This is a genomic window from Sphingosinicella soli (genome assembly GCF_014199685.1).
Lineage (GTDB): Bacteria > Pseudomonadota > Alphaproteobacteria > Sphingomonadales > Sphingomonadaceae > Sphingosinicella > Sphingosinicella soli.
Map to the genome: position 1 here is coordinate 1 of NZ_JACHNZ010000015.1, position 14,839 is coordinate 14,839.

Annotated in this window: 14 protein-coding genes and 1 pseudogene; 11 read left to right on the forward strand and 4 right to left on the reverse strand. The window is 60.8% G+C overall.

Annotated features, from left to right (window positions below):
* The 4 genes from GGQ98_RS07750 to cofC all read left to right on the forward strand — a co-directional run.
* The coding region (locus GGQ98_RS07750) for an integrase core domain-containing protein (RefSeq protein WP_243451764.1) at window positions 1-309 on the forward strand (309 nt) is incomplete at its 5' end.
* 343 nt (window positions 310-652) lie between these two features.
* The gene (gene cofE / locus GGQ98_RS07755; protein WP_184067562.1) at window positions 653-1,432 is read left to right on the forward strand and encodes a coenzyme F420-0:L-glutamate ligase; all 780 of its coding nucleotides are present in this window, start codon (window positions 653-655) and stop codon (window positions 1,430-1,432) included.
* Window positions 1,429-2,370 carry a 2-phospho-L-lactate transferase gene (gene cofD, locus GGQ98_RS07760; protein ID WP_184067565.1) on the forward strand — a complete coding sequence of 314 codons (942 nt, stop codon included), beginning with the start codon at window positions 1,429-1,431 and terminating at the stop codon, window positions 2,368-2,370. The genes cofE and cofD overlap by 4 nt, the downstream gene beginning before the upstream one ends.
* A complete protein-coding gene (gene cofC, locus GGQ98_RS07765; RefSeq protein WP_184067568.1) occupies window positions 2,367-2,966 on the forward strand; it encodes a 2-phospho-L-lactate guanylyltransferase in 600 nt (199 codons plus the stop codon). Before cofD ends, cofC begins: the two co-directional genes overlap by 4 nt.
* 394 nt (window positions 2,967-3,360) lie before the next feature.
* Here cofC and GGQ98_RS07770 read toward each other — a convergent pair whose 3' ends face one another.
* From GGQ98_RS07770 to GGQ98_RS07780, 3 genes are all read right to left on the reverse strand, one after another.
* A complete protein-coding gene (locus GGQ98_RS07770; RefSeq protein ID WP_207791309.1) occupies window positions 3,361-4,974 on the reverse strand; it encodes an AMP-binding protein in 1,614 nt (537 codons plus the stop codon).
* An 8-nt stretch (window positions 4,975-4,982) separates the two neighbouring features.
* Window positions 4,983-5,717, reverse strand: a complete 735-nt coding sequence (locus tag GGQ98_RS07775; protein WP_184067574.1) for a dienelactone hydrolase family protein — start codon at window positions 5,715-5,717, stop codon at window positions 4,983-4,985.
* 128 nt (window positions 5,718-5,845) lie between these two features.
* The gene (locus GGQ98_RS07780) at window positions 5,846-7,075 is read right to left on the reverse strand and encodes an acyl-CoA dehydrogenase family protein (RefSeq protein ID WP_184067576.1); all 1,230 of its coding nucleotides are present in this window, start codon (window positions 7,073-7,075) and stop codon (window positions 5,846-5,848) included.
* Between the two features lie 409 nt (window positions 7,076-7,484).
* On the opposite strand from GGQ98_RS07780, the gene GGQ98_RS07785 reads away from it, so the two are divergent.
* The 6 genes from GGQ98_RS07785 (at window position 7,485) to GGQ98_RS07810 (ending at window position 12,573) form a co-directional block, all read left to right on the forward strand.
* Window positions 7,485-8,528, forward strand: coding sequence for a thiamine pyrophosphate-dependent dehydrogenase E1 component subunit alpha (locus GGQ98_RS07785; protein WP_184067579.1), 1,044 nt, complete (start codon window positions 7,485-7,487; stop codon window positions 8,526-8,528).
* Window positions 8,525-9,541: an alpha-ketoacid dehydrogenase subunit beta gene (locus GGQ98_RS07790; RefSeq protein WP_207791310.1), complete on the forward strand. Its 1,017-nt coding sequence runs from the start codon at window positions 8,525-8,527 to the stop codon at window positions 9,539-9,541. The genes GGQ98_RS07785 and GGQ98_RS07790 overlap by 4 nt, the downstream gene beginning before the upstream one ends.
* An 8-nt stretch (window positions 9,542-9,549) precedes the next feature.
* A complete protein-coding gene (locus tag GGQ98_RS07795) occupies window positions 9,550-9,780 on the forward strand; it encodes a biotin/lipoyl-containing protein (protein WP_184067583.1) in 231 nt (76 codons plus the stop codon).
* A gap of 69 nt (window positions 9,781-9,849) precedes the next feature.
* A complete protein-coding gene (locus GGQ98_RS07800; RefSeq protein WP_184067586.1) occupies window positions 9,850-11,238 on the forward strand; it encodes an aromatic ring-hydroxylating oxygenase subunit alpha in 1,389 nt (462 codons plus the stop codon).
* Complete coding sequence (locus GGQ98_RS07805; RefSeq protein WP_184067589.1) at window positions 11,235-11,741, forward strand: nuclear transport factor 2 family protein; 507 nt, start codon at window positions 11,235-11,237, stop codon at window positions 11,739-11,741. The genes GGQ98_RS07800 and GGQ98_RS07805 overlap by 4 nt, the downstream gene beginning before the upstream one ends.
* A gap of 76 nt (window positions 11,742-11,817) precedes the next feature.
* Entirely contained in the window at window positions 11,818-12,573 is a 756-nt protein-coding gene (locus GGQ98_RS07810) for an SDR family NAD(P)-dependent oxidoreductase (RefSeq protein WP_184067592.1), read from the forward strand.
* Window positions 12,574-12,660: 87 nt separating this feature from the next.
* Here the strand turns inward: GGQ98_RS07810 and GGQ98_RS07815 are convergent, their stop codons facing one another.
* Window positions 12,661-13,554 carry a LysR family transcriptional regulator gene (locus tag GGQ98_RS07815; RefSeq protein WP_184067595.1) on the reverse strand — a complete coding sequence of 298 codons (894 nt, stop codon included), beginning with the start codon at window positions 13,552-13,554 and terminating at the stop codon, window positions 12,661-12,663.
* Between the two features lie 200 nt (window positions 13,555-13,754).
* Here GGQ98_RS07815 and GGQ98_RS18925 point away from each other — a divergent pair.
* Window positions 13,755-14,687: pseudogene (locus GGQ98_RS18925) on the forward strand (IS630 family transposase); the annotation flags it as partial.
* Window positions 14,688-14,839 lie beyond the last annotated feature (152 nt).

Sequence of the window (14,839 nt, forward strand, 5' to 3'; positions counted from 1 at the left end):
GCTGCCTCAAGCGATACATCGTCCGCGAAATCTTCGCCCACCTGTGTCGCTCACAAACACCCCTGGCCATCGCTTGACAAATATAGGAGCCTCAACGCTTTAGCTGAGACGATCAACGGCCTCTACAAGGCCGAGGTCATCCATCGCCGTGGACCCTGGCGATCCTTCGAGGCGGTGGAATACGCGACCCTCGAATGGGTCGACTGGTTTAACCATCGCCGGCTGCTGGAGCCCATCGGCAACATCCCGCCTGCCGAAGCCGAAAATCAATATTATGCTGCCGCGGACAACATCGATATGGCAGCATGACTCACAACCCAACGCCTCCGGTAGACCCGGCGCGGTTCAGGCCGATTGCTCGGACCACGTTTCAACACCATGGTTCTGAAGGGACAGCCACCCAAGCTGGCTACTCTTGAGACGCCGGCCGATTACGGCATCTACGCAGGATCGAAACTAGAAGAAACTTAGTGGCGTTCATATTCAGTTAGGGTATGCTCAAGGCGTCAGCTACGTTGGTTCGGTGTCACGCCGTTTTAATGATCCTTGTCACGGCCAACGTTGCTCGTGACAAAGAAATGCCGAAGAGTGAACAGAATCGCTTTGATGAGGTGTGGCGGCATCCTTTGCCCGAATGAGCTAGCGCAATCCTATGACTGACAATATGTTTAGCGTGACCGCTTTGCCGGGCGTGCCGGCTATTCGTCCAGGCGACGATCTGATCGGAATCATAATCGGCGCCATGAGCCGTTCCATTGGCAGCTTCAAAGACGGCGACGTTCTGGTGCTTGCGCAGAAGATCGTGTCGAAGTCCGAAGGGCGGCAAATTGCCTTGACCAGTATTTCCCCGTCTGCCCGCGCCAAAGAGCTGGCGCGGGAAACAGGCAAGGATCCCCGCATCGTCGAACTCATCCTTTCCGAGGCGCAGCAAGTGGTGCGTGTCCGCCAGGATCTAATCATCGTGCGTCACAGGCTTGGGCTCACGCTTGCCAACGCAGGTATAGACCAGTCGAACGTGGGCATTGGTGAGGGATATGGCAGCGAAGACCAAGTTATCCTTCTGCCTGTCGACCCGGACTCCAGTGCAGCCACTCTACATGAGGGTATATATGCCGCCACTGGAAGGTCGGTGGCCGTTCTTATCATCGACAGTATCGGCCGGGCGTGGCGGATGGGTACGATCGGCACTGCAATCGGCGTTGCCGGAATGCCTGCCCTCGTCGATCTGCGCGGCAGGAAAGACCTGAATGGCCGTGCGCTTCAGTCCAGTGAACTGGCCTGGGCCGACGAGATCGCTGCCGCGGCATCTCTCGCGATGGGCCAGGCCAACGAGGGATACCCCGTCGTCCTCGTGCGGGGCCTCCCCATCCTGCTGGCGAAAGGAGCGGCGGCCGACTTGATCCGGCCGTTGCAAATGGACTTGTTCCAATGATTCTCGCCCTCGCGGGCGGCGTCGGCGGCGCGCGGCTTGCCAACGGTCTCGCGCATGCGGTTGCCCCCGGTCGGTTAACGGTGGCCGTGAACGTCGGCGACGATTTCACCCATCTCGGGCTAGCAATCTGCCCGGACATAGACACGGTCATCTATACCCTTGCCGGCTGCAACAACCGAGACGTCGGGTGGGGCGTGGATGGTGAGACATGGGCGTTCATGGACGCGCTAAACGCGCTCGGCGGTCCGGGATGGTTCAACCTCGGCGACCGAGATCTGGCAAAGCATGTCCTCCGCACGGAACGACTCCGCCAAGGTGCCACCCTCTCGCAGGTCACGGCCGATTTTGCCGAATGCTACGGCATTAGGCAGCATATCGTACCCATGAGCGACGATCCCGTGCGCAGTGTGCTGGAAACCGATGAGGGCGAGCTTTCCTTCCAGGACTATTTCGTGCGTCGACGCTGCGAACCGCGATATAGGGGAATACGATTCGACGGGGCCGACAGCGCCCGGATGGCACCGGGCCTGGCCGAGGCATTTGCCGATCCCTCCCTCGAAGCGATCGTCATCTGCCCGTCCAATCCTATCCTCAGCATCGGGCCGTTTCTCGCGGTAGAGGCGATTCATGGCGCTCTCATCAGCCGCCGGGTGCCATGCATCGCGGTTTCGCCGTTCATTGCCGGCGAAACGGTAAAGGGGCCCGCGGCCAAGATCATGCGAGAGTTGGGACTTGTCCCAGGGGCCGCGAGTCTGGCGTCGGCTTATGCCGGATTGGTCGATATCATCCTCTGCGACCTTGATGATCCCGCAGCCGGACGGCGTGTGCACGGTTTATCGTTTGTAGCCAGCGATACGCTGATGCGCGACCTCCTTGAGCAGGAACGCCTTGCACACGACGTTCTGAACCTTGCCCTGAGCATCGGTTCTCGCACGTGACCGTCAGTATCGTCATCCCGGTGCGCCCTTTCGCGGAAGGCAAGACACGGCTCTCTCCCGCGATGTCTCCCGAACAACGGGCACAGTTCGGGGAATCGATGTTCCGTCATGTGTTCGCCTGCGCGCAGGCCGTAGGCGACACCTACGTGGTGACGCGCTGCCCCGCCATATTGGCGCTTAGCGCCCGTACGATCGCGGAGACGGCGTATGGCCTCAACCCGGCTCTTGAGCAGGCCGCGGCGGAGCTGGACAGAGAGAAGCCCATCCTGACGATTAGTGCCGACCTTCCGTTGTTAGCGGCAGACGACTTGCGCGCGATGCTTGCCCTTCTGGACGACGTCGACGTGGTCGCGGCGCCGGATCGTACCCATACAGGAACGAACGCTCTTCTCTTCCGCCAGCCACGGCTGATGCCCTATGTGTTCGGCGGCGCTAGTCTCGAGAAACATCGGTCCGCAGCTCTCGCGCGCGGACTTCACTTCACTACCTGCTGCCGAGAGGGGCTGGCGACGGACATGGATCGCCCTGCCGATCTACGCTTCCTCCGCAAAGCTGGCGCCCCGTGGTCCCGGAACCGCAAGGGAAGCACGCTCTGACTGGCTGCGTGGATCAGGCGAGGGCAGTGACGTGACCCCCGTTTTTTTCCTTCAGTTGGAGCTAGAGTGCGACCCTGCAGAGGGGACGGACAGACGAAGCGGAAGCAGTTTTCGGAAGAGCAGATCATCGGCTAGAATTACGCTTGGTCATAAGCGGTCAGCCTCCAAAGGTTGTATCGACAACTTCACTTTAGAGACCTGCTGGCCGATCATGACTGCCTTGATGAAGTCGGCGGGCGGCTAAGCACCCTTGTCTCCATCAAGGCAATGTGGCCCTTCAATAGGCCGCTTCCCAATGTGCTATGGCAGCGAATTTACGGGCCGGCTCGTCGATCTATGGGCCTACCATCATGGCGTCCGGATCCACCACCAATACCCAGCGCTTCAGAGCCGATCAGCGGCGCAGCGCACGGCGCAGTATCTTGCCGGTGGGCGTTTTCGGCAGGTCGGGAAGAATCTCGACCTGCCTGGGATATTTATAGGCCGCCATGCGCGCCTTGCTGTAGCTGATGATCTGTTCAGCATCGACATCGCTACCAGGTTTGAGGCTGACGAAGGCTTTAACCGTCTCGCCGCGATAAGCGTCGGCGATGCCCACCACCGCCGCTTCGCGAACGGCAGTATGCCCGTAGAGGACATCCTCCACCTCACGCGGCCAGACTTTGTAGCCCGAACTGATGATCACGTCCTTCTTGCGATCAATGAGATAATACCAGCCGTCGCCATCGTAAAAGGCCATGTCGCCGGTTATGAAACCATCTTCGCCCATCGCGGTGCTGGTTTCGGCGGGATTGCGCCAATAACCTTTCGCCACCATCGGGCCTTCGATCATCAGTTCGCCGACCTCTCCCGGTGGCAGGCGCCTGCCGTCCTCGCCGACGACATGCGCCGAGACGCCGGGCCCGACCTTGCCAATCGACAATATCCCATCGTCGCTGACCCGCGCACGTTCGCCGAACGGTGTGATGTGCGTGGCTGAGGAGGTTTCGGTAAGACCATAGCAATTGTGAATATAATGACCGAACTTCGCCTCGAACTGCTCTACGAAGGCGGGTGGCACTGGAGCCCCCCCGGAAAATAGCTTGCCCAGCTTCGCCAGTCCCTCGCGGGTAGCGGCGGGGTGATTGTAGAGAGCGATGAAGGCAGTGATCGCCGCGACCACAAACCGTGGCTGCCAGCGTGCGATCACATCGAGCACGACGCCCGGTTCGAAGCGGAACGTCAGGATCAGCGGCGCGGCGAGCCTCAAGGCAGCGCCAAGGCACGCGACAGCTCCGGTAATATGGAAGAGCGGCGCGATGCCCAGAACCGCATCGCCATCCTGCAATGCGGCCGTGGTGCAAAATGCGCCGGCATTGAAACCGAACGCGCCGTGTGAAATCATCGCGCCCTTGGGCAGGCCGGTGGTACCCGACGTATAGACGATCATGGCCAGATCATCGGGACGAGGACGCGGTACGGCGGGCCGAGGGACATCGCGGCCTTCGAGCAGGGCGTCGAAGCGGGTCACATCGGACGCGGGCGCGGCGATGCCGGCAAAGATCCGAGGATCGTCGCCGGTCTGGAACTCGAGCGCCGATATCTTCAGCTGGATAGCCGGCACGAGCGCGGCGTCGACATTGACGATCACATCGTCGAACAGCTCTTGCATCGCCAGCAACGCCGCCGGCGTCGAGTCCGCGAAGATCAGGCTGACCTCGCGCGAGAGGTTCATTGGATTGATGGGCACGCAGATACCGCCTGCCTTCCAGGCGGCGATCATACCGATCACGAAGTGCGGCGAATTCTGCAGGAACAGCGCCAACCTGTCGCCGGGGGCAAAGCCGCGTTCGATCAGCAAGGACGCCAGCGCGTCGCTCATCCGGTCAAGTTCGGCATAGCTGATGGCCGTGTCGAGGTAGATGATTGCCGGCCCATCCCCGGCGCGCGCCAACGCGGCGTCATAGATGTCGAGAATAGCCTCCACGGGTCCCGCATCGCGCATCGTGTCCGGGCGGTCGCTGGCCACGGGCGGAATCATTTGGAGGAGCCGAGCACTTCGGCGAACAGTTCGAGCATCGCCGCCCAGGATCGACGGTCCGCGTCCGGATGATAGCCGATGCCTGGATTGTTGCTGGCGAAAGGATTGGCGAAGGAATGCTTTGCCCCGCTATAGAGGATGATCTGGCAGTCGGCGTCCGCCTCCCGCATTTCCTGCTGGAATGCGACGACGTCCTCGATCGGCACGAGCGGATCCTCGCTGCCCGTGCAGACGAGCAGCTTCGCCATGATGCCGCCGGCGGCGGCAGGAAGGCTGGTCTTCAGCAAGCCATGGAAGCTGACGATGCCGAGGCAAGGGGCGCCGGCACGCGCCATCTCGAGAACGGTCATTCCTCCGAAGCAATAACCGATCGCGAGAAGCTTTGAGGCGTCGACCTGCGGCAGGGCCGCCAGCGCGTCCAGGGCGGCACGCGCGCGATCGCGCAACAATTCTGGATCGACGCGGAATCTGTCAACCTGCTGCTGCGCCTGGCTAATGTCGGCCGGCCGCTGGCCGTCTCCATAGATATCCGCGCACAGAGCGACATAGCCGAGCCCGGCCAGCGTTTGCGCGCGCATCTTCACATTGTCGGCGATGCCCCAGGCATCATGGACGATGAGGATGCCCGGTCGCGGCCCGTCCACCGTCTCGTCGAACGCCAGCAGGCCGGTAAACGGCTCGTCCAGGCATGTATAAGACAATGGCTGCAGCCGCAGCGCTTTGTGATCCATCGCTCATCCCCACTCTCTATTCCGGCCGAGAGTCATTCCACGTTGCGGTCAAATCCACGGTACCGAAGCGCTTCATTTTCGAAATCGAGCAATCTTTCCCGTGTGGAAAGCCGACATATGCCCGGCAGCTATACGTCGGGCCCCGTCCAATGTTCGAGCAGCGTCGGCGCGACATCGGCCAGAATATGCTGATCGACGAAAATATGCTGGGTGGCAACATGCATGTCCTGCATGCACCGCCCCAACGCAGTTGGCTTGCGGATCGACGCCGAGCCACCCCACAGATGGCAGAAGTCGACGATGCCGACCGCCATGTTATGCGACCAGGCCGTCGCCTGGCGAAGCCGCTGCCGCACCTCAGCCGGCACCGGCTGGCCGCTCTCCGCAAGGCGCTCGGCGTCGTCGAACGCCTTGAGGACATAGGCCCGCATGGCCTGATAATTGGCCTCCTGCACCGAAAATCCATGCCGGAAGATTGGCGATTCCGAAATCAGGGACGACGATGCCACGCGCTTCTTGGACGTCGAGATCAGCGCGATTTCCTGCAGCGCGCGACGAGCGATACCCAGCGCTATTGCAGAATGTCCGGCACATCCAAATGCTTGCAGGCCGAGATCGAACATCGCACCGCCGCGCTGCGGCGTTAGCTCGGCGCGTTCCATCGTGAAGGCTTCGGGCACGAACTGGTCGGAGATTTCGTAATCGAAGCTGCCGGTACCCGATAGGCCCGTCACATTCCAGTTGCCAGTGAAGACGACCTTGTCGCGCGGCACGAAGCAGATCCGGACTTGCGGGGCGCCGTTCGGCAGGAGCTTGTTCGCGCCATCCTCCATAAGGAACATGCCGCCACCCATCCAGTTCGCATGGCCACATCCGCTGCCGAAGCTGTATTTCCCTGAACCACGATAACCGCCGTTGACCGCCTCGGCCTTTCCGCCGGGGCCGAACATGCCTGCCAAGATCGGGCGTTCGCTCCCGCCGAATATCTCATGCGCGGCATCATCGCCGACAAAGGCGCCGGCCACCGCCGTGGCCAACTTATTGGCCATCAGCGACCAGCCGCTTGATCCGTCGGCGAAGGCGACCTCTTCCATGATCTCGATAGCAGTGATGAGACGGCAGCCATGGCCGCCCACCTCGACCGGTACGACAGCCCAAAACAATTCGGTGTCACGCATCGCCGCGATGGACGCCGGCGATAATGTATTGCCCTGCTCGGTGTTGAGCGCCTCGGCCCTTATCAGGGGCGCGATCTGTCGCGCACGTGCTATCCACCCCTCGTGCGAAATGTTCGTCGTCTGCGGTGAAACCGGTGTGTGGGGAGGCGTTTTGACCGATGAAGCCATTGCGCTGCTCATAATTGTTCATCCCAAATCCCTGCTGAGCAGCAGGCGAATCCAAATTATCGGTCGAAGACCTCGTCCTCCAATACAATTTGGACGGCCCGATGATGCTCCTTTGGTATCAATTACCTGCTTAGCCTACAGCAATGGCACTAGGCCAAGGCCGAAGGGATGGCCGGCCGGCGAGTGGACTAATATACGTATACTCCACTACATATGTACGGTACCCGATGAATGCCCTACCGATTTTAGCGAATTTCGGGAGATTGATATGATAACGGCATCGCGCAGCCGTTAGAATTATATTGGACCGTGACGCTAGGCAGTGCGAAATTCGTGGTTGGTAATGGGGCCGGCGCGCGCCGGTCGCGTATTGGATCTCTGCGCGCTATTGGACGGCAAAAGTCGCAATTAAGGAGAGGTGATGCAGACTGGTCAATCTATAGCTGAAGGCCCGACCTCGTCTGGCGTATCCCATTATACAACTGCCGTCGGCGAGCCCGATCGCGCAACGCTGGTCGATATATTCACGCGTGCTACTTTGATTCGGCTCTGCGGCAACCGCTTCGCTTCGGTGATCCGGTCCGGTCGTATCGCGGCGCCTTATTATTCGCCACGCGGACAGGAAATCGTGTCTGCAGCTATGGGTGTCGCGCTGAATTCCGACGATTATATGATCACCATCTATCGTGGTCTGCATGACCACCTAGCCAAGGGCGTGCCGCTTCGCGAGTTGTGGGCGGAATATGCCGGCCGGGCGACGGGTTCGTGCAAGGGCAAGGGCGGCCCGATGCACATAACCCATCCTGCCAGCGGTGTTGTGGTCACGACGGGCATCGTCGGTTCCGGGATCCCGATCGCCAACGGCCTCGGCTGGGCCTCGCTGGTTAGGGAAGACGGCAAGGTCACCGTGACATCCTTTGGCGACGGCGCGTCGAACATCGGCGCCTTCCATGAAGGGCTCAACCTTGCTTCGCTCTGGAAACTTCCGGTGATATTTCTCTGCCAGAACAATCGCTATGCCGAACATACCAGCTACGAGTTGGGCACGGCGAGCCCGACAATCGCTGGCCGCTCCACGTCCTATAGCATGCCTGGTGTGCGCGTGAACGGCAACGATCCGGTAGAGATGTGGAAGGCCTGCCGTGTCGCGATTGACCGCGCTCGCGCAGGGGAAGGGCCGACCCTGATCGAGGCGATGACCTTCCGCTTCGACGGCCATGTCTTCGGTGACTCAGGCGATTATATACCCAAGGAGGAATATGCCGAGGCACTGGCCAATGATCCGGTCCCGGCCTTTCGCAAATCGCTGCTAGAAGGCGGCTTGGCCGCCGAGGAGGAATTGGCTGCCATCGAAGCTGATATCGAAGCGCGGATCACCGACGCCGTCGAATTCGCGCTTGCCTCCCCTTATCCCGAGGACAGTGAATTGCGACTCGATGTCCTGCTCGAAGAGGTCGAACCATGAATGCCGCTACCGACACCAACGTTCGCATGATCACCGGGCCCGAAGCGACGAACATGGCGCTGGACGAGGCTCTGGCCGCCGATCCCCACGTCCTTGTCTTCGGCGAGGATGTCGCCGATGGTCAGGGTGGCGGCATCGTTCATGGCACAAAGGGCCTGTCGGCCAAATATGGCGATCTGCGTGTGCGGTCGACCCCAATCTCCGAACAGGCGATCCTCGGCGCGGCGGTTGGCGCGGCGGTTGCGGGTATGCGCCCGGTGGCCGAGATCATGCTGATGAATTTCCTTACGGTGGGGATGGACCAGCTGGTCAACCACGCGGCGAAGATCCGCTTCATGTCAGGCGGCCAAACCGGCGTGCCGCTCACCATCCGTACAATGAGCGGTGCGGGCGGCGGCTTTGGCGGCCAGCATTCGGACATGCTCGAAGCCTGGCTCGCGCATGTCCCTGGCCTGAAGGTCGTGGTACCGTCGGACCCGACCGAATGGAAGGGCCTGCTCACGGCCTGCATCTTCGACGACAACCCCTGCGTGTTCATCGAGAGCACGATGATGGTGATGTCCGGCATGAAGACACCGGCGCCGGAGCCGGGCTACAGCATCCCTCTGGGCAAGGCGAATGTCGCCCGCGTGGGCACCGATGTCAGCGTAATCGGCTATGGCCGCCCCATCGCCGATGTGCATTCGCTCGCCGAACGGCTGGGCAGGGAAGGCATCAGCGTCGAGGTCATTGATCTGCGCACGATCGCGCCGCTCGACATGAAGACCGTCCTCGCATCGGTCGCGAAGACAAAGCGCGCCGTAATCGTCCATGAGGCGGTTCGCAGTTTCGGGGTGGGGGCGGAAATCGCCGCTCATATCAATGAGGATTTGTTCGGCCAACTTGCCGCGCCGGTTAGACGTGTCGCTTCCAAGAATACCCCGGTGCCTTATTCTTCTACGCTGGAAAAGGCGTTCATGTGGAGCGAGGCGAACTTGGAGTCCGCGGTTCGATCAACATTGACTGGAAAGTAGTTACAAGTATGAGCACCGAAATATTACTGCCGAAACTCGGCTTCTCAATGGGCGAAGGCATGCTCGCCGAATGGCTGGTCGCCGATGGCGGCGATGTAACGGAGGGCATGCCGCTCTATGCGCTGGAATCGGACAAGTCGACCCAGGAGGTCGAGGCGCCCGCGAGCGGAAAGTTGCGTATCGCGGTCGTACCCGGCGGCCCCTATCCGGTTGGCACCGTCTTGGGGTATATCGACTGAAACGACTTCAGCCATGCCGATAGCCTCGACAAAGGGGGACGGCGAGATTTCATCACCAAGGAGCAGGGCATGCCGGCATACCATCAGGACTCGTTTTTTTTTGACATGAAGGTACGGCCCGATTTCGTTCCGAAGGACAGTTATCTCCACCCCGAGTTCGTGAAGATCGAGGCGCGAGAATTATGGCCGAAGGTCTGGCAGGTTGCCTGCCGCGAGGAGGAGATTCCTAAGGTCGGCGATTATATCACCTACGATGTCGCCGATGAGTCGCTGATCGTCATCCGCACTGCGCCCGACACGATCAAGGCCTATCACAACAGCTGCCCGCATCGCGGACGGCGACTGATCGACGGCGAAGGCCGGTGTACCAAGATCGTGTGCGGCTTCCACGGCTGGAGCTGGAACCTGCAGGGCGATAACACGCTCGTCGTCGATCGCAAGGACTGGGGCGATCACCTGACCGACGAAGATGTCAGGCTCAGCGAAGCGCTGGTCAGCATCTGGGGCGGGTTCGTGTTCATCAACATGGACCGGAATGCCGAACCGCTCGAGCGATTCCTCGATCCGGTCAACGAGCGCTGCAAGAATTACGAATTCGATAAGTTGCGCTTCCGCTGGTACCGGACCGTCGTCCTGCCTTGCAACTGGAAGCTGGCGGTCGAAGCCTTCAATGAGTCCTACCATGTCCAGACCACCCACCGGCAGGTGCTGAACTGGCTGGAGGATTATTCCAATAGCGGGGGCTATGGCCGACATTCCGCCTTTTGGTATCCAATGGTGGAAAATGGCCCGCATCAGATGACCGGATCGTCCCGGCTCGGGCGCGAGCCCCAGCCTGACGCTCGCCAATATATCCTGGGTTTCGTCGAGCATTTCCATAAGGAGCTTGCGGCTATGATCACGCCGCGTGCTTACGAGGCAACCCAGCGGCTAAGGACCGAGGTGTCCGCGGACGCATCGCCCGACGAGGTGGTCGCGAAGTGGATTCAGTTCCAACAGGAAGCAGCGATCGCGGACGGTGCTGGATGGCCGCCAATCACGATGGAAGACATCGAACGGTCGCATGTCGACTGGCACGTGTTTCCCAACACCGTTTTTTTGCACTCGAGCGTCGATGGCGTGCTCTGGTACCGCGCGCGTCCCAATGGTGACAATCCGGAAAGCTGCATCTTCGATATCTGGTCCCTCGTACGCTATGCGCCGGGTGCCGAGCCGCAGCTCAAGCGCGAGTTCTACAAGGATTGGCACGACTGCAGCTGGGGGCAGATCCTGAGGCAGGATTTCATCAATCTTGAGAAGATGCAGCGCGGGATGAAGTCCATGGGCTTTAAGGGATTGCGCACCAATCCAGTTCAGGAACAGGCAGTGTCCAACTTCCACCGGGCTCTTTACGAGTTCGTCTCGCCCGATCCGGATGGTGCGCGTTCGCAAGTGCCGACCGCGCACGCGGCCGAATGACGGCCGCCGCAATGACAGGAGATGCAGGCATCGGCGGTACCGAACAGCTGGCCGCGCGCCTTGACCGTCTCGAAGCGGTCGAGGCGATCCTCAAGGTGAAGCATCGTTATGGCGAGCTGGTCGACCGGCTTGCCGACCGGATAGACCAGAACGATCTTGACGCACTGTGCGCGCTGTTCACCGTCGATGCCGAGATCGACTTCGCCTCGATGCAATTGTCGGGCCGTCAGGGCATAGTGGATCTTTATGGCGGCCAGATGCAGGAGAGCTTGTCCTGGTTGTGGCACAGCTTCCACAGCCCGATCGTGGATATCGACGGTGATAGGGCGTTGGGACGCTGGACCCTGCAGGGCATGACCATCGCCCGGGGCGCGACCCGTCCAGATACGATGTACGGCCGCTATGTCGACGAGTTGATGAGAGTTGATGGCCGCTGGCAGATCAGCAGACTGCAACTGGTGCTCGGCCCGGCCGGGCCGCAACCGGACCTGCAGAAGGGCTGAGCTGCGCATCGCCACCGCCCGCCGGTGGCCATTGCGACAGCCACGTCGACAACAACATAGCTAGAAGGCAAACAGGATGACCGAACGCTTCGCCGGCAAACGCGTAATCGTAACCGGAGGCGCTTCCGGCATAGGCGCCGCAGCCGCGCGCCGGTTCGCATCCGAAGGTGCGAAGGTCGTCATCGCCGATCGCCAATATAAAGGCGAGGATGTTGCGCACAAAATCTGCGCCGCAGGCGGCGTGGCGGTGTTCCAGCCGGTCGATCTGGCGAGCGCCGCCGACTGCGAGACGATGGTGCGTCGCGCGATCGACAGCTTCGGCGGGCTTGATATCGCGTTCAACAACGGCGCGATCGCTGGCGCTGGCATGCTCGCTGCTGACGAACCGGAGGAGACCTGGGACCGAATCGTCGGCATCAACATGAAGAGCGTCTATCTCTCCATGAAATATGAGATCGCGGCGATGCTGAACAACGGCGGCGGCGTAATCGTCAACACCTCGTCGGTCGCCGGCCTGTTCGGTGAGCCCGGCGCCGCGTCCTATTCCGCCAGCAAACACGGCGTCATCGGCATGAGTAAGTCGGCGGCGCTCGATTATATCGGGCAGGGTATCCGCATCAACGTCCTCTGTCCGGGCGGGACTAATACCGAGATGCTCGCCGAATGGATGCAGAATCCCGAGATCGCCGCAAAGGTGATGTCGGCGCAGCCAATCGGCCGGCTGGCATCGCCCGAGGAGATGGCCGGCGCGGCGCTGTTCCTGGCGTCGGAGGATTCCGCCTTCATGGTCGGACATGCCATGGTGGTCGATGGCGGGCTGACGATCCGATAACAGGCGGTTTCGACCGCCGGCTGCCGGCGTCCAGGCCGCCGTGTGCTCTTTCCCGACCGACCCCTCGCCGCCCGCCGCCAAGCCGCGTCACGCCTGTCGTTTCTCTACTTCCCGACGGGTATGGCCGATGAAATTGGACACCGCCGACGAACTGCGTTCACCCTGCCAGACCAACATCAGTTCGACCGGGTGGGACATGCCTTCGATCGTGCGAACGACGACATCTCCGGAACCGGCCGCCTTTGGGATGATCGCGAGGCCCATGCCTGCCGCAACCAGGCTGATCATCGCTTCAAGACTGGTCAGCCCCTGATGCCAGATTTTTGGGATGAAACCGATGGCCGCACATGCGCTCATGATCGCGTCGCTGTGCGACCGGAAGGCAATGGTGTCGGCCCACAGAAACGGCTCGTTCCGTATGTCGTCGACATAGATTTTCGGCTTGTTCGCCAACGGGTGGTCCGGACTTAGCGCAACCCCCAAATCGTCGTCGGCCAGCTTGATATGCTGCAGGCCGGCCATCGGCTGCTCCCAGCCATAGGCGAAGCCGAGATCGAGATCGTTGATGATCAGCGCCTCGAACTGATTTTGTGAGGATGATGAAATGAACCGGAAATGGACATTGGGAAATTCGGTACGAAAGCTCCTGAAGGCGGACTTGACCACCGGATAATGGTGCGCAGCATCGTGGAAGCCGACCCGCAGCGTCCCCATCTGGCCGCTTTCGACCGCGATCGCCCGGCTGCGCGCTTGATCGGACAGCCGCAATATCTGGCGCGCGTCCTCCAGATAGGATATGCCCGCCGGAGAAAGCGCGATGCCGCGCGGCAGACGCACGAACAACGTTGTGCCGAGCTCCTCCTCGAGCAGCCTTATCTGGCGGGACAGGGCGGGCTGCGCGATGTGAAGGCGTGCCGATGCGCGGTGGATATTTTCCTCCTCCGCTACAGCCACGAAGTATCGCAAGCGTCGCAAATTCATTTTTATAGTTCCGACGGTAAATGAGCATGACTTCGACACGCATACGCGGGATGCCACAGGATTGTCTCGATGAATCGGCTTCCCGTCAAGCGATGCTTCCGCGCAGCATCCGGCCAGATCTAGAGCGTCGGGCCTGAAATCTGAATCGTGGGGATTCCCGTGAGCTAAGATTTATGATTCAGCTTTATTGGAGGTGGATTATGGGCAAGAGCAGTTCGGTTGATCTTCGGGTTCGGATTATCGGCGAGATTGAGCGGCCAATCGTGCCGTGCGGCGGCGCTGCGGTTTTGGGGTGCGCCGAGCACGGCGATCCGGATTGCGCAGCGCAAGGCGCAGACGTGGTCGCTGGCTCCTGCGCGGCAGGGCCGCCCTGCGGAGAGCGGTCTGCTTGCGGCCCATGTTGATGCGCTTGTGGGCTGGGTGGAAGCCGATGGCGACATCACTATGCCGGAACTGGCAGCGCGGCTGCTGGCGGAGCGCGGGTGAAGGCGCACCCAGCCTCGCTGTCACGGTTGCTGATCCGGCACGGCTTACAGTCAAAAAAAATGAACACTGCTGGCGAGCGAAACCGATCGCGGTGACATCGTCCGGAGGCGTCGGATATGGACAGTTCACCGCCAGCCGTGGATGAAGAAACGCCCGCAGCGGCCGGTGTTCATCGACGAGACCGGCACAACCACCAAGATGACCCGGCTGCCGGGGGGCGGGCACGCCGGGGGCAGCGGCTCAAGATGAAGGTGCCCTTCGGCCACTGCGGCCCCCAGACCTTTATTGCCGCCCTGCGTCATGACGCCTTGACCGCACCCTGGGTGATCGACCGCCCGATGAACCGCCAGATATTCGAAACCTATGTCGAGACCCAGCTCGCTCCGACGCTGAAGCCCGGCGACATCGTCATCCTCGACAACCTCTCCAGCCACAGAAGCGAAAAAGCGGCCGCCAACCTCAAAGAGCGCGGCGCATGGTTCCTATTCCTGCCGCCCTACAGCCCAGATCTCAATCCCATCAAAATGGCCTTCGCCAAGCTCAAAGCGCACCTGCGAAAGGCCAATGCCCTGTGGCAGGTCATCGGATCGATCTGCGAACTCTACTCGCCAGACGAATGCTGGAATTACCTCAAACACGCCGGATACTTTTGCAGATTAATGGCTAAATGCTCTAGCCAGTCACGTTCATCACCAACTGATATCAATTCGGCATCAAAAAGGCATATCAATTATATTTGACGGTTGCTGTGCCGGATAGCAGACAGAAAACCAACCCGCGCTACAACGCTGGCAAATAG

What these genes read in the sequence shown, in the direction of transcription:
- cofE (WP_184067562.1), top strand. Translation starts at nt 653, where the DNA reads ATGACTGACAATATGTTTAGCGTGACCGCTTTGCCGGGCGTGCCGGCT.
- cofD (WP_184067565.1), top strand. Translation starts at nt 1,429, where the DNA reads ATGATTCTCGCCCTCGCGGGCGGCGTCGGCGGCGCGCGGCTTGCCAAC.
- GGQ98_RS07775 (WP_184067574.1), bottom strand. Translation starts at nt 5,717, where the DNA reads ATGGATCACAAAGCGCTGCGGCTGCAGCCATTGTCTTATACATGCCTG.
- GGQ98_RS07780 (WP_184067576.1), bottom strand. Translation starts at nt 7,075, where the DNA reads ATGAGCAGCGCAATGGCTTCATCGGTCAAAACGCCTCCCCACACACCG.
- GGQ98_RS07785 (WP_184067579.1), top strand. Translation starts at nt 7,485, where the DNA reads ATGCAGACTGGTCAATCTATAGCTGAAGGCCCGACCTCGTCTGGCGTA.
- GGQ98_RS07790 (WP_207791310.1), top strand. Translation starts at nt 8,525, where the DNA reads ATGAATGCCGCTACCGACACCAACGTTCGCATGATCACCGGGCCCGAA.
- GGQ98_RS07795 (WP_184067583.1), top strand. Translation starts at nt 9,550, where the DNA reads ATGAGCACCGAAATATTACTGCCGAAACTCGGCTTCTCAATGGGCGAA.
- GGQ98_RS07800 (WP_184067586.1), top strand. Translation starts at nt 9,850, where the DNA reads ATGCCGGCATACCATCAGGACTCGTTTTTTTTTGACATGAAGGTACGG.
- GGQ98_RS07805 (WP_184067589.1), top strand. Translation starts at nt 11,235, where the DNA reads ATGACGGCCGCCGCAATGACAGGAGATGCAGGCATCGGCGGTACCGAA.
- GGQ98_RS07810 (WP_184067592.1), top strand. Translation starts at nt 11,818, where the DNA reads ATGACCGAACGCTTCGCCGGCAAACGCGTAATCGTAACCGGAGGCGCT.
- GGQ98_RS07815 (WP_184067595.1), bottom strand. Translation starts at nt 13,554, where the DNA reads ATGAATTTGCGACGCTTGCGATACTTCGTGGCTGTAGCGGAGGAGGAA.